The 19,616-nt window shown below is 41.3% G+C and carries 12 protein-coding genes and 2 pseudogenes; 4 read left to right on the top strand and 10 right to left on the bottom strand.

Translation table 11 applies throughout. The features are described from left to right. Positions 1–318 precede the first annotated feature (318 nt). Positions 319–1,839 carry an acetaldehyde dehydrogenase ExaC gene (gene exaC / locus ACQKIC_RS05320; RefSeq protein ID WP_402959024.1) on the top strand — a complete coding sequence of 507 codons (1,521 nt, stop codon included), beginning with the start codon at positions 319–321 and terminating at the stop codon, positions 1,837–1,839. Between the two features lie 21 nt (positions 1,840–1,860). After that, positions 1,861–2,223 (top strand): DUF779 domain-containing protein, encoded by a 363-nt coding sequence (locus tag ACQKIC_RS05315; RefSeq protein ID WP_402871643.1) that lies wholly within the window; start codon positions 1,861–1,863, stop codon positions 2,221–2,223. A gap of 166 nt (positions 2,224–2,389) precedes the next feature. Here ACQKIC_RS05315 and ACQKIC_RS05310 read toward each other — a convergent pair whose 3' ends face one another. Both ACQKIC_RS05310 and ACQKIC_RS05305 read right to left on the bottom strand, forming a co-directional pair. Continuing rightward, positions 2,390–4,003 carry an Ig-like domain-containing protein gene (locus ACQKIC_RS05310; RefSeq protein WP_427591545.1) on the bottom strand — a complete coding sequence of 538 codons (1,614 nt, stop codon included), beginning with the start codon at positions 4,001–4,003 and terminating at the stop codon, positions 2,390–2,392. Between the two features lie 387 nt (positions 4,004–4,390). Continuing rightward, a complete protein-coding gene (locus ACQKIC_RS05305) occupies positions 4,391–5,854 on the bottom strand; it encodes a protein adenylyltransferase SelO (RefSeq protein ID WP_427591546.1) in 1,464 nt (487 codons plus the stop codon). A 242-nt stretch (positions 5,855–6,096) separates the two neighbouring features. On the opposite strand from ACQKIC_RS05305, the gene ACQKIC_RS05300 reads away from it, so the two are divergent. Then, positions 6,097–7,518 carry a LysM peptidoglycan-binding domain-containing protein gene (locus ACQKIC_RS05300; RefSeq protein ID WP_402871650.1) on the top strand — a complete coding sequence of 474 codons (1,422 nt, stop codon included), beginning with the start codon at positions 6,097–6,099 and terminating at the stop codon, positions 7,516–7,518. 76 nt (positions 7,519–7,594) lie between these two features. Here ACQKIC_RS05300 and ACQKIC_RS05295 read toward each other — a convergent pair whose 3' ends face one another. From ACQKIC_RS05295 to ACQKIC_RS05275, 5 genes and pseudogenes are all read right to left on the bottom strand, one after another. After that, positions 7,595–8,104 (bottom strand): YfiT family bacillithiol transferase, encoded by a 510-nt coding sequence (locus tag ACQKIC_RS05295; protein ID WP_427591547.1) that lies wholly within the window; start codon positions 8,102–8,104, stop codon positions 7,595–7,597. 219 nt (positions 8,105–8,323) lie between these two features. Continuing rightward, positions 8,324–9,985 (bottom strand): catalase, encoded by a 1,662-nt coding sequence (locus ACQKIC_RS05290; RefSeq protein WP_402871656.1) that lies wholly within the window; start codon positions 9,983–9,985, stop codon positions 8,324–8,326. A gap of 450 nt (positions 9,986–10,435) precedes the next feature. Beyond that, the gene (locus ACQKIC_RS05285) at positions 10,436–11,161 is read right to left on the bottom strand and encodes a 3-ketoacyl-ACP reductase (protein WP_402871658.1); all 726 of its coding nucleotides are present in this window, start codon (positions 11,159–11,161) and stop codon (positions 10,436–10,438) included. A gap of 716 nt (positions 11,162–11,877) precedes the next feature. Further along, complete coding sequence (locus ACQKIC_RS05280; protein ID WP_427591549.1) at positions 11,878–13,110, bottom strand: cytochrome P450; 1,233 nt, start codon at positions 13,108–13,110, stop codon at positions 11,878–11,880. Between the two features lie 251 nt (positions 13,111–13,361). Next, a pseudogene (locus ACQKIC_RS05275) lies at positions 13,362–14,148 on the bottom strand (SDR family oxidoreductase). A 317-nt stretch (positions 14,149–14,465) separates the two neighbouring features. On the opposite strand from ACQKIC_RS05275, the gene ACQKIC_RS05270 reads away from it, so the two are divergent. Continuing rightward, positions 14,466–15,365 (top strand): 3-hydroxyacyl-CoA dehydrogenase, encoded by a 900-nt coding sequence (locus ACQKIC_RS05270; RefSeq protein WP_427591659.1) that lies wholly within the window; start codon positions 14,466–14,468, stop codon positions 15,363–15,365. Between the two features lie 63 nt (positions 15,366–15,428). Here the strand turns inward: ACQKIC_RS05270 and ACQKIC_RS05265 are convergent. The 3 genes and pseudogenes from ACQKIC_RS05265 to ACQKIC_RS05255 all read right to left on the bottom strand — a co-directional run. Further along, positions 15,429–15,677, bottom strand: a pseudogene (locus ACQKIC_RS05265) (ABC transporter ATP-binding protein); the annotation flags it as partial. 85 nt (positions 15,678–15,762) lie between these two features. Then, positions 15,763–17,553 (bottom strand): hydantoinase B/oxoprolinase family protein, encoded by a 1,791-nt coding sequence (locus tag ACQKIC_RS05260; RefSeq protein WP_427591551.1) that lies wholly within the window; start codon positions 17,551–17,553, stop codon positions 15,763–15,765. After that, a complete protein-coding gene (locus ACQKIC_RS05255; protein WP_403124965.1) occupies positions 17,531–19,606 on the bottom strand; it encodes a hydantoinase/oxoprolinase family protein in 2,076 nt (691 codons plus the stop codon). Before ACQKIC_RS05255 ends, ACQKIC_RS05260 begins: the two co-directional genes overlap by 23 nt. Positions 19,607–19,616: the final 10 nt, after the last annotated feature.

Genomic DNA, 19,616 nt, shown 5'->3' with positions numbered 1-19,616 from the left:
GAGAATTGATCGGCCACTATCATTTAAAAGAATAATAGGAAATATTCCGAAATAACTTTCTTTTTTCAGTGTTTCTAAGAACAGGAAATATCGAGAAAATTATGGAATAATTAGGGTGATTTCCTTTCGAAATTAGCCACATTTTTACAAAAATGCTATTAGTAATCTATTTTTCTAGTTCTTATTGCTTGTGTTTTTGTCGAAAAAAGACGATTATAGAGATAGAAAGCAGACCTGGATGATTTCCCTATCATTGTTAATACAATCGTGTTCATCGGGGTTAGTTTTCTAAACCAATTAAAGGGGAGAAATACAACTATGATTTATGCTAATCCTAATACAGAAGGTTCTGTCGTACAATTCAAAGAAAAATACGATAACTTTATTGGTGGAGAATGGGTTGCACCCGTTAAAGGCCAATATTTCGAAAATAAATCACCAGTAACTGGTAAAGTATTCACAAAAGCTGCTCGTTCTACTGTTGAAGATATCGAATTGGCATTAGATGCTGCACATGCTGCAAAAGCTGCTTGGGGAAAAACTACTCCTGCTGAACGCGCTCGCATTTTAAACAAAATCGCTGACCGTATAGAAGAAAACTTAGAAATGATCGCTGTTGCTGAAACTTGGGACAACGGTAAAGCAGTACGTGAAACATTGAATGCCGATATTCCATTGGCAATCGATCACTTCCGTTACTTTGCAAGTGCCATTCGTTCTCAAGAAGGCCGCACAACTCAAATAGATAATGATACAGTAGCATACCACTTCCAAGAGCCACTTGGTGTTGTTGGACAAATCATCCCTTGGAATTTCCCAATTCTAATGGCTGTTTGGAAAATTGCTCCAGCTCTAGCTGCAGGTAACTGTATCGTCATGAAACCAGCTGAACAAACTCCAGCTTCTATCATGGTGTTGGTTGAATTAATTCAAGATATCATCCCTGCTGGTGTTCTTAACATCGTTAATGGTTTCGGTATCGAAGTTGGTAAACCACTTGCTACAAACCCACGTATTGCTAAAATTGCTTTCACTGGTTCAACTGCAGTTGGTCGCCAAATCATGCAATATGCAACTGAAAACATCATTCCTGTAACACTTGAACTTGGTGGTAAATCACCTAACGTATTCTTTGAAGATGTAATGGATAAAGACGATGCTTACCTAGATAAAGCAATCGAAGGTATGGTTATGTTCGCATTGAACTCAGGCGAAATCTGTACATGTCCTTCACGTGCTCTTATCCAAGAATCAATCTATGACAAATTCATGGAACGTGCACTAGAACGCGTTAAACAAATTAAAGTTGGTAACCCACTTGATACTGAAGTAATGATGGGTGCTCAAGCTTCTAATCAACAAAAAGAAAAAATCCTTTCTTACATCAAGCTTGGACAAGAAGAAGGCGCTGAATTACTTATCGGTGGAGAAGAAAACAAATTTGATGGAGAACTTGAAACTGGTAACTACATCAAACCAACTGTTTTCAAAGGAAACAATAAAATGCGTATCTTCCAAGAAGAAATCTTTGGACCAGTACTTGCTGTTACTACTTTCAAAGACTTCGATGAAGCAATGGAAATCGCAAACGATACTCTTTACGGCTTAGGAGCTGGAGTATGGTCTCGTAGTGGAGATATCGCTTACCGTGCTGGTCGTGGTATCGAAGCTGGTCGTGTTTGGACAAACACATACCACCAATATCCTGCTGGCGCAGCATTCGGTGGATACAAATTATCAGGTATCGGCCGTGAAAATCACCTAATGATGCTTGATCACTATCAACAAACAAAATGTCTATTAGTAAGCTACGCTAAAGACGCTCAAGGATTCTTCTAAATCGAAAGGATACGATCAAACATGGTAGAACGTGTTATTGCAACGAACGAAGCACTTACATTAATAGACTCTATTAAAAAAATACATGGCTCTATCATGTTTTATCAATCCGGCGGCTGTTGTGATGGATCTTCTCCGATGTGCTATAGAGAAGGAGATTTTCAACTGGGGGATGCAGACATCCATCTCGGTGCGATTGGCGATGTACCCTTCTACATGCATAAAAGCCAATACGATTATTGGAAGCACACGCAACTGATCATCGATGCAACTGAAGGACGAGGCCCGGATTTCTCACTTGATAGCGTGGAAGACCAACATTTCATCACACGCTCGCGGGTTTTTTCAGAGGAAGAATACCAAGAAGTGAAAAAAGTTTTATAGCATGTTAAAGAGCATTCCCAAAAGTCTAATTTGGCTATTGGGAATGCTCTTTTCATTATTATTTACTTCGTTTCTTTGACAGGTTTGAAAGTGATATACATGTATAAAATAATCCAGTTGCAATCAACAACTGGATTATTTCTTAGAAAATCTCGTTCAATTTTATTTATTTTTTCTTAAAAACAACCTTTTTCAAACCAGAAATATAAATACGATCTCCAGATTTAAGTGTATTGGTTACACTTTTAACTCCAAAACCATCAGATTCACTTGTGAGAATTTCGTTTACAAGTAGGCTATTACCTCTTTTAATGATTAAATTCCCTGTTCCGTCTGATGTAACCATTTTATATTTTCCGGCATTTATATCCTTACCTACTGTCCAATATCCCGCATGTAGTGTATTGGATTTAACGTTCGATACACGTGTAAACTTTACACTGTCCAAACCACTTATTTTAATTTTATCTCCAGCTTTTATATCCGTTGTAACTACTCTTACTCCAAAATCATCATATTCACTAGTTAAGACCTCATTTATAAAGCGATCTGTGCCCATACCAATAACTAAGTTTCCACTTCCTGAATTTGTCGTGATCTTGTATCGCCCTGCTTTAATATCCTTGCCTGCTTTCCAAGTACCGGCACTTAAGTTTTTCACGTAGGGTTTCGCTTTCACTTTGATCGTTGCCGAAGTCTTTTTGCCGTTTGTAGTGGTAGCGGTAATTTTTACTGTCCCTACACCAACGCCTTTGACTTTCCCTTTACTACTGACAGTTGCAACTTTTTTATTGGAAGTCGACCATTTCACTGTTTTGTTTACCGCATTACTTGGGCTCACTGTTGCAGATAAGGTTAATGTCTTTCCTTGAACGATTGTAGCTGAAGTCTTATTTACCTTTACAGACTTTGCCACAATTGGTGATTTAACCGTTACTTTCACCTTAACCGCTTTAGCATCTTTAACATTTGCTGTAATGGTTGCGGTTCCTTTCGCTTTGCCCGTAACCTTACCTTTGCTGCTAACCGTTGCGATTTTTTTATTCGAGGTTGTCCATTTCACTGTTTTATCCATACTATCGGATGGGGAAACAGTTGCGGTAAGCTGTCCTGCTTTACCTGCTGTTACAGTTAAGCTTGTTTTATTTACTTTTATAGTTTTTGTAGAGACCTTCACCTTTACTTGTTTCACAACGTCACTATTATCTTTTGCGGTCGCCGTAATGGTAGCAGAACCGTTCGCGATTCCTTTGATATTACCTTTTGAATCTACTTTTGCCACCTTAGTGTTGGAGCTTTTCCATACAACTGTTTTATTTGTAGCATCCGATGGAGCAACGGTCGCCGTTACTTTTACTGTTTGTTTCTTTGTGATATTTAAAGATGCTTTGCTCAACTTCAAACTTGTTGGCACTTTTATTACAGTTACTGTAATACTTTTCTTAATAGATGGATTGCCATTTGCAGTAGCAGTAATAGTTGTAGTACCTGCATTAACCGGTTTAATTTTTCCATTTACATCTACTACTGCAATTTTAGGGTTTGCACTCGTCCAGTTTATATTTTGATCAGTAGCATCAGCGGGGTTTACAGTCGCTGTTAACTGAGCCGTTTTATTTAACTTGATTGATACAGTTGATTTGTTTAGTGTAATGCTTTGAGGAGCCACACTCTCCTCAACTAATGAATCTGTGTTTTCCGCTTGAGCTGTACTGCCTAATGATACCGATAACGCTAACATCAGCATGAAAATAACTTTTACCCAAATATTTCTTTTCAAATACAAAACCTTCTTTCAATTTTTCATTATTCACGACTAATCATCATCAAACAACTTTCTTAACACAAAATTATAATATAAAAGTGCTCTATTTCATCGAAAAGACTTTCACACTACGAAATTAACTTGATTAGATTATTCGATAAATTATATCCAAAGTTAAATCTATCACTTTAATAAATACTTTGCCTTATAAATCTATTAATTTTCTAAAGTTTTATTCGTCACCCATATACCAAAAGTAACAATTCAAGATATTTTTATTCTAAAATGATAGGATAATGTATCTAAAAAGTTTTTAACAGAGGTCGATTCTTCTTCAACCCGAATACCTATAGAAAAAAAGATGACTCCAATAGGAATCATCTTTTCGAGTTATTTTTTTCATTAAGTACCACAAAAAGTCTGGTACGGGCCGCATGATTCAGGTACTGTTGCGTATGCTTCCTGATCTCTCGTATGCGCGTATGGGTGTGAGAGTACTTCCAGAAGTCGTTCCAACACACTGTAATCGCCTTTTTTCACCGCAGCATCCAATGCTTCTTCCACCCGGTGGTTTCGTGGAATCACCGCAGGATTACTTTCTTGCATCAGCTTCTTCGAAGATTCTTTCGATTCCTGTTGACGCCCTACTCGCTCCTGCCACAACTTATGCCACTCTTCAAACTCCGGAGAATCGAAAAGGGCTGCGTCCCCTTTTGTTTCAAACGTTAAGGCACGGAAGGTGTTCGTATAGTCTGCCCGATGCTTCTTCATCATGTCGAGGAGTCCTTCGATCAGCGCTTCATCCTCTGCCTCTTCATCAAAGATGCCCAACTTTGCCCTCATGCCCTTGAACCAATGTGTATGATATAACTTATTGAATTCCGAGATCTCATCCTGCGCCAGTTGAATGGCCTGTTCCTGATCATCATGCAACAGTGGCAGTAGGCTTTCCGCCAATCGGGCTAGGTTCCAAGCGGCAATGTACGGCTGATTTCCATAGGCATAACGGCCTTGAACGTCAATGGAGCTGAATACCGTTTCCGGATCATAGGTATCCATGAAGGCACATGGGCCGTAATCGATGCTTTCTCCGCTAATGGTCATGTTGTCAGTGTTCATCACCCCATGTATGAAGCCAACCAACTGCCATTTTGAAATAAGCTTGGCCTGTCGTTTGATGACCTGCCTTAGCATCGATTGAGCTCGGTTTTCAGCAGCTTCCACCTCTGGAAAATGACGCTTGATGGTATAGTCGACAAGGGCCTGCAGTTCCTCGATTGTCCTCCACTTAGCAACATATTGAAAAGTTCCGACACGAAGATGGCTGGCAGCCACTCGCGTTAAAACCGCACCGGGTAGCACGGTTTCCCGATAGACCGGGTCGCCTGTCTTCACGACAGCCAAACTACGCGATGTGGGAATCCCCAGCGCATGCATGGCTTCGCTGATGATATATTCACGTAACATCGGACCCAGTGCCGCGCGTCCATCCCCCCCGCGTGAATAGGGTGTTCTTCCTGGGCCTTTAAGCTGGATGTCCAGCCTTTCCCCCTCTGGCGTAATCTGCTCACCCAAGAGCACCGCTCGCCCGTCTCCTAGCATTGTGAAATGACCGAATTGGTGACCCGCGTATGCTTGGGAAAGGGGCAAGGCTCCTTCAGGAATCTCGTTTCCAGCAAGTACTTCCACACCCTCATCGCTTTCTAATTCTTTCGCGGACAGCCCTAAAGTAGCAGCCAGCTTTTCATTGAGAATGATCAATTCTGGTGCACTTACTGGAATCGGGTCGGTAAGGGTGAAAAGAGCTTTTGGAAGTCCAGCATAGCTATTTTCGAAGTTCCATCCTGTTTCATTATTTTTTGTCATAGAATCCCCCTTTTTCTTTAGTCATGTCTGTACTGGTTTTTCCTCATATTTAAAACAAAAATAGTCATTTGCATGGTCCTTATGCACGTTTTTAATGTCTGCATATGCCCATTTATTATACCGTTTCCACATCAAGATGACCCTTTTTAAGCAATCGCGTTTGAAAAACTCCATAGGTAAATACACATTTAAACGGCTATTACATAGAATGCATGAATGAAATGACTTAAGGGGGAGTTCTGTTGATTATCTATGTAGTAAGCAGTGGCGATTCGTTATGGAAAATTGCAAACCGCTATGGAGTAACGATCGATTCAATTGTTAAATTAAATGCATTATCCGACCCAAGCCAATTAACGCTTGGCCAGTCATTGGTTATTCCTCACATCGGGACCTCTCACATCGTTGAAGCCGGAGAAACCTTATGGTCGATTGCCCAGCAATATGGACTGACCATTCAAGCACTCATGCAAGCCAATCAACTTACCGACCCAAACGTACTTTACCAAGGCAGTGTTCTATATATCCCGCCCATTACACACGTCGTTCAGTCGGGACAAACGTTATGGGACATTTCCGTTTGGTATGGCACGACCGTTCAGGCCATCTTGAGTGTCAATCAAATCGAAGACCCAAACACGATTTATGTAGGAATGAACCTCATCATCCCAAGGTCGAAACGAGCGATAGAAGTGAATGCTTATACCTATCAATCAAGTGATGCAGCCGTCCAATCCATCCAAGATATCGGCCAACTACTTACTTACCTCAGCCCTTTTGCTTATAAAATCAAGGAAGATGGCACATTAGAAGGACTGAATGATGAAGATATGGTCGACGCCGCGATTTCAAAAAGCATCGTCCCCATGATGTCGATTACGAACTTCACTTCAACGGAAGCCGGATCCAACCTAGCCCAAGTCATTTTGTCCAACTCTTCATTAAGGGAAAAGGTCATCAGGAATGTGCTTGAAGTGATGGATGACAAAGGCTATACCGCACTAAACATCGATTTTGAAAATGTATTGCCCGAGAATCGCGAGGATTACAACCGATTCCTGCAACTGGCCGTTGAGCGCCTTCATGCTAGAGGCTATTTGGTTTCCACTGCCCTTGCGCCCAAGACGAGCGAAGAGCAAGCTGGTGTGTTATATGAAGCACATGATTATGAAGCGCATGGACGGATTGTCGATTTCGTCGTGCTCATGACGTATGAATGGGGATATCGGATGGGTCCTCCTCAAGCCATCTCTCCCCTCGACCAAATGAGGAAGGTCGTGGAGTATGCCTTGACGGTGATTCCTGCAGAAAAGATCTTTTTAGGGTTCCAAATATATGCACGGGATTGGCTCCTCCCACATGTTAAAGGCCAGGAAGCCGAGACATTCAGCCCACAAGAAGCCGTAAGAAGGGCCGTTAAGCACGGAGCACCCATTCAATATGATCCGGTCGCCCAATCACCCTTTTTCCGCTATTCAGACGAAAAAGGGAAAACGCATGAAGTATGGTTTGAAGATGCACGGAGCGCCCAAGCCAAGTTTGAACTCGCAAAGCAATATAAGCTCCGCGGTATCAGCTACTGGGCACTAGGTTTCCCTTACCCCCAAAACTGGGCTTTATTAGAGGACAATTTTTCAATCAAGAAATTGAAGACATTTAGCTGATTTGCTACACCCTTTAGTGGATACCTGTTTTAAAAAATGGCTTATCGACATTCGATAAGCCCATTCTATTCAATTGTTATTTCGATAAGGCAATTTTTATATGGGCTAAGTGGTGCTTTTCGTGCCAAGCTAATTTTGCGATTTTTTTTGCCACTGTTATTTCACCATTTTCCTGGTGAGTGAAAGTCCGACGTACTTGCTCTTCGGTTAAACTATGCCCTAAAGCAACGATACGCTCATTTATCCCCTCTAGCATTTTAATGGAACTTTCTATGGGAAGTTCAGTGTCCGGTTGAATGGCCCACTTTTCTTGGTCAAAACCTGGTACCGTTGGGTTCTCTTCTGTCAAAGCCAGCTTCAAACGTTGATACATGTTCAACTGGGAATCTGCAATGTGATGAACAAGCTGACGAATATTCCAGCTACCCTCACGATATGTTTTCCTTAATTCGTCATCACTTAATGAGTCAACAGTTTCTCTTAATTGAACGGTGTATGTTTCGATATCCTTTAACCATTCTTGAATGTTTTCTAGTGTTACTTGTTCAGGTACTTGTAATTCCCCAATTGGAAATCTCACATCCATTTTCATTCCCCATTTCCCTATTCGTTATTTCTTTTACATATTGATCAGGAGATTATAATCCCCTTATATTTTAACATATTTTATCCAATTTCCGGCATTTATTGGTACCAATAAAGGGGACACCGAAATAACAAGAACTCTTTAACCAAAGACTAAAAAAAAGCTGCCCGCCCGTCAGTTTTCACCGACTTCGGGACAGCTGCTTTGTTTTATTGCCTCTTAATAAGGGTCGGCTTCGTGGCTTTTCTTCACGGCATCTTTAGTCGCTTCATTAGCCGCTAATGTACCTTGGCCATATTTCGACTTACCTGATTCACGGCCTGGAATCTTGCCTTCTTCCTGTTTTTCCTTGATTTCTTTCATTTTCATTTCGATGCCTTCCTTCACACGGCGGCCATATTCTTCATCGGCTTGTGTAAAGTGCTCAACCATGGCATCTTGAATACGTTTGTCACATATTGCAAGTGCATTGGATAGGTTGTTGATTAATTCATCACGTTCCCAGTCCTCAAAGCTGCGATATGTTTCGCCCGCTTGACCATAGTTATTAGGACGGTCAATCGGCTCGCTCATTACCGCCGCATTATAGCTCGGACGGTGCTGTGGACGCTCTTCTTTGCTTGCTTCCTTGTACCCGCCGATCATCGAAGGTTCATAGTTAATCGATGGATTTTCACCATTCTCTTTCGGGTCACGAATATCCATTTGACCACGATGCTGATTCGTACGGACAGGCACTTTCGGAGCATTCACAGGCAATTTCAGATAGTTCGGACCTACACGATAGCGTTGCGTATCAGAGTAGGAGAACGTACGGCCTTGGAGCATTTTATCATCGGAGAAATCCATTCCGTCGACAAGGACCCCTGTACCGAAGGCGGCCTGCTCGATTTCCGCATGGTAATCCACCGGATTGCGATCAAGGACCATACGACCGACTGGCAACCATGGGAATTTATCTTCCGGCCAGAGTTTTGTATCATCTAGCGGATCGAAATCAAGTTCTGGATGGTAGTCATCCTCCATGATTTGCACATAGAGTTCCCATTCCGGATACTCGCCACGCTCGATGGATTCATATAAATCCTGTGTCGCATGGGCGACGGTCTTCGCTTGAATAGCGTCTGCTTCTTCTTGGGTTAAGTTGCGGATGCCTTGCTTAGGCTCCCAATGATACTTTACAAGCACAGCTTCGCCTTTGTCATTCACCCATTTATAAGTATTCACTCCAGAACCCTGCATATGGCGGTATGTAGCTGGAATGCCCCATGGAGAAAATAGGAATGTAATCATATGCGTAGCTTCAGGTGAACGGGAAACAAAGTCGAACATCTGCTCAGGATTCGCCACGTTCGATGCTGGATCCACCTTGAATGCATGAATCATATCAGGAAACTTCATCGCATCACGGATAAAGAAAATTTTCAGGTTGTTACCGACAAGATCCCAGTTACCATCTTCCGTATACATTTTCACGGCAAAACCGCGTGGATCCCGTGCTGTTTCTGGCGAATCCTTCGATCCTGCCACGGTAGAGAAACGGACCATGAGTGGTGTTCGCTTCCCAGCACCCGAAAATACTTTCGCCCGTGTATATTTTTCTGGAGGTTCATCTCCGACTTTTCCATATGCTTCAAAATAGCCAAATGCTCCAGCACCACGTGCGTGAACCACACGCTCCGGCACTTCCTCCCGGTCAAAGTGGGAAATCTTTTCGATGAAATGATAATTCTCAAGTGTAGCGGGACCGCGATTACCTACTGTTCGGATATTCTGGTTATCCGTCACAGGGTGACCTTGACGCGTGGTCAACGTATCGCGTTTCACATCTTTTTCTTGATCCTGTCCTTTTGGAGCATTCATATCTTTGTTCTCTGCCAAAATGAAAACCTCCTTAAAAATAGTGGCCCTTACTTCACTAGTATTCCAGTTTATAAGGGGAATTATCATTTATATTAAATATTAAATGATAATTATTATAATCAATACAAAACTATTATAGCGTATGCACGTAAAGAATGCACGTAAAATGAATTACACTTTTCTTTCTCAATAAATATCGTATATTCTCAGTAGTGAGGATTACTAGATAACCGCTCATCTATCTATTAGGGGCCGTCCCTTAATTTCTTAAAAGTCGTTTACTAACTAATTAGACAATACTTCTTCTATACCTTCGTTTTGAAAAAAGAAAACCTATAATTGATAAATTTCTCCAGAAAACCAGAAATTATTCTCATTAACTTAGATGCCTTCATAACAAAAAAAGAGTCAATTATCCTTTTGGATAACTAACTCTTTTAGTTCTTTATTTATTGAAAATAAACGGCATTAAAATGGGTTCGTTGCGATGAAGCTTGCTGTTTTGACATACATACGTGGATTGATCTTTAATTGGTCCACGATGAATTCTGCAATATCTTCAGGTTGGATGAATTTTGTATCGTTATTTTCCTTAATTAAGCTTAGGTCAAGCGCAAGATCTGTTGCCACCGTACTTGGTGTCAAAGCAGACACGCGAATATTGTTGCGGCGAACTTCTTGTGCCAAGGATTCTGTAAAACCAATCACGGCAAACTTGGATGCACTGTATGCACTTGATGTAGCGGCTCCACTCAATCCATTTGTGGAAGACACATTGATGATGTCCCCACCATTTTTCTCGATTAATTGAGGCAGTACAGCATGTGTTACATAATAGGTGCCCATTAAGTTTGTATCAATGATTTGTTTCCATTCTTCTGGATCCATTTCCATAACCGTACCGAATGTTCCGATACCCGCGCTATTAATTAGAATATCTGCATTCCCTAACTCTTTTGTTAAAGATTCAATCGCTGCTTCCACTTGTTCCTTTGATGAAACATCAGCCGCTGCATAGGCCACTTTAACGCCTAACCCTTCAATTTCGGTAGCCGCCTCTTTTAGAGTTGCCTCTGTTCTTGCAAGTAAACCGACGTTTACTCCTTCTTTAGCTAGTGCGATAGCCGTTGCTTTCCCGATTCCTCTTGCCCCACCGGTAACAATTGCTACTTTATTTTTTAATGATTGTGCCATAATAGTTAGCCCCTTTCTAAATCAACTTTCATATACGTTCTATTATACTATTTTGGATTGGATATTCCTAAAAGCCTGCTTGGTCTTTTGCAGAATCTATCTATAAGTATTTTCTTGATTAGGTTTTCGTAAAATTTGTTTTATATTCTTAATGCTCTCTTGCTATGCAAACAATTTAAAGGAATCATTCATGACTATTTCGAGCACACCACAGCATTAAGAAAGTTTACTGATCGTTGATTCTCCCGCTGAAAATAATGGCAAAAAGAACATCAGAAGTATTCTGATGCCAGACTGTAGACAAACTCTATAAAAATCGAGTTTGTATGGCTTGTACAATGTGGACGTTGATTTCCACTCCAGGTACTCGCTTTCCGCGGGCGGTCCGCGAGCCTCCTCGGCTTTCGCCTGCGGGGTCTCCCGTAGACACGCTTTTCCCGCAGGAGTCTCGTACCTTCCGTTCCTATCAACTTTGTTTTAACTCATAGATAAAACCCTATTTCCTAAGTCATGATTGTTTTACAATAGAATTATTAGTTCTTAAAATGGAGCCTGCCCTGAATGTATAGAAGATGGCAAATTGGATACGGCAAGTTTAGGCGAAGATTCGAAAGGAATTTCAAAAGGGGATCGGAACTTAATAATTCCGACCCCCTTTTGTCTAAACTCTGACATCAGAGTATTCTGATGTCCCTAAAGCATTGCAATTTCCTCTCTTACTTATAGACCTTGACCGGTAAATACGTTAAGGACTGTCCAGTGGCGGATTCGGTTAAGTTTTGTTCTAAATCAAACCCTTCGACAGGTTCGATACGAGAGAATTTCTTTGTGAAAAGCTCCAAAGCCAGTTTCATTTCCAATCGTGCAAGCGGTGCACCTAAGCAGAAATGTGGCCCGCTTCCAAAGGTCAAATGCTTCTTATTAGTTGGACGGTGGATGTCTACTTTGAAAGGATTCTCAAACATATCTTCATCCAGATTGCAGCCGCTCATCCAAGCGATGACGGTATCCCCTTTTTTTAACGGAACCCCTAATAAATCATTATCTTCTTTAACCGTGCGATCTCGTCTGGAGCTGTGGAACCGATACCGTAGCATTTCCTCGACTGCATTCGGAATCAATTCAGGCTCATTCCGGAGTTCTCCATAGATTGACGGATCATCATAAAGTAATGAATAGAAAGAATTCGCGATCGCATGGCTAGTCGTTTCGACACCCGCGCCTAATAGGAGCATCGTCGCCTGCACGATCTCTTCATCCGTAAACCTTTCCCCATCCACTTCTGCCCGGATTAAGTCACAGATAATATCATCTGACAGATTCGAACGTTTCTGAACGACAATCGGATATAGGTATTGGAAATATTCCTTTGCCGCCTGTTCCTTTTTACGCATGATATCTTCCAACCTTGCTTCGTCATAAGGTTGGAACAGGATATCCACCCATTCTTTGAACTGGTGTTGATCTTGAATCGGCACCCCGAATAAATCCGCGATAACCATAGCAGGTAAAGGGCCAGAGAATGTTTTTATAATATCGACCGTTGAGTCAGCTGGAATGTCATCTACAAGGTCGCTAATAATTTGGTGAATACGAGGTTCCCATTCTTTCAAACTGCGCGGGGTGAAAGCGGCTGCTAACAAGGAGCGGCTCTTCCGATGTGCAGGTGGATCCACCAATGTAAGATTCGTTATGGAAGAAGGTTTTTCTGCCTTCTTACCCGCTCCAACGAAAATAGCACTTCTAGGTCCTTCACTTGAAAAAACCTTATAGTTACTTAACACCTGTTTAACATGTTCATATTTAAACACATTCCACGTATTCGTTCCCTCATGGAAATAGACAGGATGATCGTGAAGCATTTCTTTGTACCATTCAATCGGGAAAAACTCATCAGCACGTGATTGAAAATTCGTAATTTCTTTAATAGGAATCACTTCTTTGTTCATTAAGTCATATTCCTCCTTCAAAACATCTAAAGATTCTCTGCCTTCTACATTTGCACGTATGTTCAGCTTACTCTAAACAGAGTATTTTGAAAAAAGCAATAAGTAATAGGGCATGAAACCCACTTTTGATTGACTTTGGATTTTTTGTAGGTAGTAGGGCTCTTCTATCTGGCGGTACAGGCATGCCTAAAGACCGCATAAAAAAGCACTCATTTTGAATGGCTCAAAATGAGTGCTTTTTATTCGTTTCATCAAATCTCCATATCCCAACGATCCTGTTCGGTTTGCTTCATTTGTTTTTCCGTTTTTTCCGGATAGGCTGTACGGAATTTATGGTGGTCGGCCGGGATGATTTCAATCATCTTCTCAAATCATGTCTTCCGGATCAAGTTGGTTCTTTAATCCGGCATCCTGTTTCTCCATGTCTTCCTTCCGTGTAAAGTTGCGTGCCTCATCGAACCACTTCCATTTCTCCTCTGCAGCCCTGTCGTTGAAGCCCGTATTATAGGCACCCGGATTAATGGTCGCCACCTGGACCCCAAATGGCTCAAGCTCATCCTTCAAGGTTAACGCCATACCCTCGATGGCATGTTTGGTTGTCGCATAGGGACCTCCGAATGGTGTCGTGATAATTCCGGCCATCGAACTCAAGAACACGATTTTTCCGCTTCCTTTCTTGACAAGCTTCCTTGCTGCATGTTGAACGGATTCAAGTGTCGCAAACACATTCACTTCGAAAATCGCCCGGAACCGATCCATCGGCACTTCCCCTAGTGCACCGCCTTCGTTGATAGCAGCATTGGCCACAAACACGTCAAAATCATACACATCAATCAGAGCTCTGTCCCGTTCATTCGTGATATCCAATTTGAGCACGTCCATATTCAGGCCTTGCTCCTGTGCTTCTCGCATTAGATCCGTTTTCTGGGATGTGATTTCGGTCGTCGCAATCACGTGGTGCCCTCTCTTCGCTAATCCTAATGCCGTTCCTCTCCCAAGCCCACTGCCTGCTCCCGTGATGAAAATCGTTTTAGTCATCTACTATTCCTCCTATCGATATTCTCTATTATTTCTTCTTCCCCGTTGCTATAGACCTAAATAAAATAACGCTTTTCCCAGGGGCAAAAGACAAATAAGTCAGGGAGTAAAAAAAGGGATAACAAGGTTTCCAAAAGGACTTTATTCCCCTTTTTTTGTTAAAATTAAATAGAACTTTAGACATGCGTCCGGATTTGTCTTTGCGTTTATTAAGGTCGTTTACGGGAATACTTAAAAACATCAAGTCTATCCCTGCATTTCATTCATGAAAGCTTAAACAAACGAGGATAACTAACGAAAAAGGGGTTTTTACGATGATGAATTACAAAAAAATCACAGTTGCCGGAAGCGGCGTTTTAGGAAGTCAGATAGCCTTCCAAACTGCTTACGTAGGAAAATTCAATGTAACGATATATGACATTAACGACGATGCTTTAGAACGTGCCAAAGAAAGAATCACGAACTTGAAGCCGTATTATAAAGAAGATTTAGGGGCAACAGACGAAGATTTAAACGTCGCTTATGACCGTCTTACTTTCCACTCCGATCTTGCAAAAGCTGTAGCGGATGCGGATCTTGTGATTGAAGCGATTCCAGAAGTCGTTCAGATTAAAACTGATTTTTATACGGAATTAGGAAAAGTTGCGCCTGAGAAAACCGTTTTTGCAACGAACTCTTCGACATTATTGCCAAGTCAATTTGCAGAAGCGACAGGCCGTCCCGAGAAATTCCTCGCCTTACACTTTGCGAATGAAATCTGGAAAAACAATACCGCTGAAGTCATGAAGCACCCTGGGACAAATGACCAGTTTTTTGATGAAGTGATTGATTTCGCAAAAGCGATCGGAATGGTTGCCCTCCCATTACATAAAGAGCAACCCGGCTATATCTTGAACTCTTTATTGGTTCCGTTCTTGGAAGCAGGCCAAGGACTCCTATTGAATGAAGTCGCCGACCCTGCAACCATCGACAAGACATGGATGATTGCAACAGGAGCTCCACTCGGACCTTTCGCCATCTTGGACGTAGTGGGAATCACCACCGCCTATAACATTGCCAATGCAAAGGCTCAAGCAGGCGATCCACATTTCGTGAAATTGGCTAACCTCTTGAAAACGGAATACATCGACAAAGGGAAAACAGGCAGAGCAGCAGGAGAAGGCTTCTATAAATACCCGAACCCTGCTTTCGCTAAAGCTGATTTCTTAAAAGGTTAAAGGTTGAAAAGCAGAAGGTGTCCCCAAGCACCTTCTGCTTTTTTGATTAAATGTAGCTATTCGTTAACGAAGCTCCTTTATTTGTTTCGTTAACTCTTTAAATTTCAGGTCCAGCTCCGTATATGCTTGATCTTTTGGCATCATGAAACTTAACTTCCCCAACACTTCTTGTCTTTCATTTTCTAGCTTTAAACGCAACTCTTCCTCTTCCTGACCGTCTCTTTTTTGTGGTGCTTCCTGCCATTGCTTTTGGATGCGTTTGTTTGAAATGACAAGTTGACTGCTCACTGTTTTTTCTAGGAAATAGCAATCTCGTTCACCGTAATTGGTAAAGAGCCACAAAAAAATCAGCCCTCCAATAGAGGACTAAACATTATTTAATTAGAAATATCTAATTCTATATTTGACTATTTGCTACAACTTCATCACGATTTCCATAATCAAAGCTTTTTAGTTCTCCACGTGAGTTGCGAATTTCTTGACGTAATGCCTCTGTCTGTACTTGGTGAATTTCATAGGTTTGAGGATCCAATACCACACCATAGGATTCTTTTGCCTTCTCTATACTTGCTAATTGACGGATAACATCCAATCTAACTTTTTCAGAATCCCTGGATAATGGATCCCCCCAACCTCCACTCCCACCTGTAACAAATAAAAGTTGGTCTCCTTTCACGACCTCAATATTGTCTACTTTTGACTCTAACACTATTTTTTCCTGCCCGTCATTTTTAATTAGTATTTTGTATGAGGATGAACCTGGCTCACCGCCATTTATTCCCCATGGCTGTATATTGGCACGATCATCATGTATCGACACTGTTCCTGACGATAAGAAAGTATATAGCTTTTCGTTACAATTTCCTCCACGATGTAATCCAGCACCTCCCGAATCCTTACCTGTTCGATAATATTCCACTCGTAGTGGATAGTAAGTTTCCAAATATTCTGTAGGAATATTAACGAATGCCGGCCACCATGAATGTCCGTCCAGGCCATCTCCAATTGGTCTTCCTGGCAAACCTCCGTACATAACCTCCATCAGATGGAAATCTCTATTTTTTTCATCACGACCAGAATAGATAAAGTAAGGACTTGTTCCATATCCTGCAGCCGGGTTGCTTTCAGGAGAATTCAGAGAGAGTGCACCACTTAAAACATCGAAGAGACGACTTAGAGCATGTGTACGACACCCTAATGCTGCGGGATATTCTGGACGTAATAGGCTCCCTTCAGGTGTTTTGATATGAAGATTGTCATAAAAGCCATCATTAAACATGATTGCAGGATCAAACACAGATATTAAGAATGCCCCAATGAACATTTTAAACATATTTTCGCTTAAATAATAATTAATAGGTCCGGGTGCCTGAGAATCGGTTCCAGTCCAGTCAAAGTAGGCTTGTTCACCCTCTCGCCAGATGGTTAACTTCATCTTAAATGGACCATTTCCTAATCCATCACTATCAATATAATCTTCAAAAGAAACAGGTTTTTCAGGTAAAAAATTGGTGATTAAGTGCTCCATCATAATCTTTGTCCGGTCTAACAAATGGTCCAAAGCATAAAGATACACGTCAGAACCAAAACGATCACAAACTTCTTTCACTCTTTTTTCAGCTGTACGACACGAAGCGACAATTCCCATTAAGTCACTATAATTTTCTATTGGAGTACGACTGTTTGTTTTAAGAATCTTTATTATTGCATCGTTTAATTTTCCTTGATCATATAATTTTACCGGAGGAAAACGAACGCCTTCACCAAAAATAGAGGTTGCTGCTACAGGCATACTAGATGGAATTGGTCCACCCACATCCATTACATGGCCAAACATGGACGCATACCCTACAATTTTCTGTTTGTGGAAAATAGGGATAATTACCATCCAATCGTTTACGTGTGAAACAGACCCTCCGCAGCTATATGGATCACTCAAGAAGATGACATCTCCTTCGTGAACACCTTCAGGGAAATGGGCAATAACTTCTGGGACATGTGATCCAAAATTACCAACAACCATTTTCCCTTCAGGATCTGTAATCATTGGAAAACAATCATGCTGCTCTCGAATAACAGGTGACATGGCAGAGCGAAAAAGAATAACATCCATTTCTTCCTTAATATTCTTCAAAGCATTTTCAATAATATCAACGGTTATAGAATCAACTCTTGTTTTGACATTCATCACTTTCGACCTCCTTAGAGATTAATAGATTCATATACTTATCCACTGTTGCTACAAATCCAGGTAAAACTAAGGTGGTACTATCCTTTTGTGTGACGATTGCAGGTCCATACAACACATTATTCGGTTTAAGTAATTCTCTATCATACAATGGAGTCTTTACAAATTCCCCATCGAAGTATGCCTCATGGTTTGGCTCAATTACCGCATGACTGGCATTTGAATCACTTGACTCACTAGCAGGAATAGATAGTGAGGATATTTTCCCGATTGCTACCGCTCGCAAATTCACAACCTCAATATCAATATCCATTTTAAATCCATAAATAGTCTCATGAATTTCGTCAAACTTATTTTTAATCAGATTTAAACCAGATTCTAATAACTCTTGAAGGTCTACACGCAAAGCAATCTCATGACCTTGACGGTAGTACTTTACATCGACTTCATGATTAACTATTTGGTTTTCTGCAGTAACTCCTTCATCATGAAGCCATTGTCTCGCATCACTGCCTAGACTTTCCAATTCATCTACAATTGTTTCTGTATCTACTTCGCTTAATATCCTAATGAATGTCTTAGAATATTCATTTCTTATGTCAGATTGTAAGAATCCTAATGCTGATAATACGCCTGGAGTTGGAGGAACAATGACTGGGAACGTCCCAGATAAATTCCCTAACGCATTACCATGAAGAGGTCCAGCTCCCCCTAATGCTACTAATGCAAATTGACGAGGATCATGACCTTTTTCCACGGAAACGACTCTAATCGCTCCATACATATTCTCATTAACAATGTCATATATACCTTTAGCTGCACGGTATAGATCAATTCCTAAATTCTGGGCCACCTTGTTTACTGCTTGTTTAGATGCCTCTATATCCAAACTCATTTCTCCCCCGACTAAACTTGGCGGTAAGTAGCCTAGGACAACATTGGCATCAGTAACAGTAGGTTCTATGCCTCCTCGGCCATAACATGCAGGACCAGGTTCTGACCCCGCACTTTGCGGTCCGACACGAAGTGCCCCAGTTGGTGGCACGTGTGAGATTGATCCACCTCCTGCACCCACTGTCTCAACCTCAAGCGATGGAGCTTTTACTGGAAATACGCCAACCTTCGTTTCGCGGGCAACCTTTGGAATTCCGTTATATGTTAATGAAACATCCGTTGAGGTCCCACCCATATCAAATGAAATAACATTTTTATGCCCAATCTGATTACCAATCATTGCAGAAGCAGTTACTCCGCCTGAGGGTCCAGATAACATAGTATGTACTGGCCGAGTGGCAGCTCCCGGTATACTCATTAATCCACCGTCTGAGCGAACAATACTAACACGACTATCCATCTTTTCAGCTTTAACCTTATCCTCAATATTAGTTAGATATCTTTGCATAGGAGGGCGAACGTAGGAATTCATAACCGTCGTAAGGGTTCTTTCATATTCACGAAATTCCGGTAAAATATCATAAGATATTGTAACCGGAATGTCTGGGTTAATGCTCTGAGCAATCTCCTTAATACGATTTTCGTGCACAGGATTGGAATAAGAGTTTATTAAACTTATCGTTAAACTCTCTATGCCCTGATTATATAAATCTATTATTTGTTCCTTAATATCATCTTCATCTAACTCATGCAGAACATCACCGGAAGCTGAAACTCGTTCTCTCACCCCGCGAGTATTAACTAGGTCCGCTAGTGGTTCTGGTTTTAGAAATCCAATCCAGGCGCTAATTGGCGCTGGCGTCCAAGAACGTGCAACATGAAGAACTTGCTCAAATCCAGCTGTAGTTAGTAACCCTACTTTTGCACCTTTTCCTTCTAGCACAGCATTCGTTGCTACAGTAGTTCCGTGGATAATAGTTTTGATTTGTGCAAGTTCGATTCCGACTTCCTTACAAACCTTTTTAATTCCATGCATGAGTCCAATCGATTGATCAGAGGTGGTAGAAGGTACTTTTGATACATAAATACTACCAGTATCCTCATTTTGTAGAACAATATCCGTAAAAGTTCCTCCAACATCAACAGCTACACGATACATTTTTGTTCCC

The organism is Peribacillus sp. NPDC046944 (assembly GCF_050272735.1).
Lineage (GTDB): Bacteria > Bacillota > Bacilli > Bacillales > DSM-1321 > Peribacillus.
This window is presented reverse-complemented; position numbering and strand designations above follow the sequence as displayed.

What these genes read in the sequence shown, in the direction of transcription:
- exaC (WP_402959024.1), top strand. Translation starts at nt 319, where the DNA reads ATGATTTATGCTAATCCTAATACAGAAGGTTCTGTCGTACAATTCAAA.
- ACQKIC_RS05315 (WP_402871643.1), top strand. Translation starts at nt 1,861, where the DNA reads ATGGTAGAACGTGTTATTGCAACGAACGAAGCACTTACATTAATAGAC.
- ACQKIC_RS05305 (WP_427591546.1), bottom strand. Translation starts at nt 5,854, where the DNA reads ATGACAAAAAATAATGAAACAGGATGGAACTTCGAAAATAGCTATGCT.
- ACQKIC_RS05295 (WP_427591547.1), bottom strand. Translation starts at nt 8,104, where the DNA reads ATGGATGTGAGATTTCCAATTGGGGAATTACAAGTACCTGAACAAGTA.
- ACQKIC_RS05285 (WP_402871658.1), bottom strand. Translation starts at nt 11,161, where the DNA reads ATGGCACAATCATTAAAAAATAAAGTAGCAATTGTTACCGGTGGGGCA.
- ACQKIC_RS05280 (WP_427591549.1), bottom strand. Translation starts at nt 13,110, where the DNA reads ATGAACAAAGAAGTGATTCCTATTAAAGAAATTACGAATTTTCAATCA.
- ACQKIC_RS05270 (WP_427591659.1), top strand. Translation starts at nt 14,466, where the DNA reads ATGAATTACAAAAAAATCACAGTTGCCGGAAGCGGCGTTTTAGGAAGT.
- ACQKIC_RS05260 (WP_427591551.1), bottom strand. Translation starts at nt 17,553, where the DNA reads ATGAATGTCAAAACAAGAGTTGATTCTATAACCGTTGATATTATTGAA.
- ACQKIC_RS05255 (WP_403124965.1), bottom strand. Translation starts at nt 19,606, where the DNA reads ATGTATCGTGTAGCTGTTGATGTTGGAGGAACTTTTACGGATATTGTT.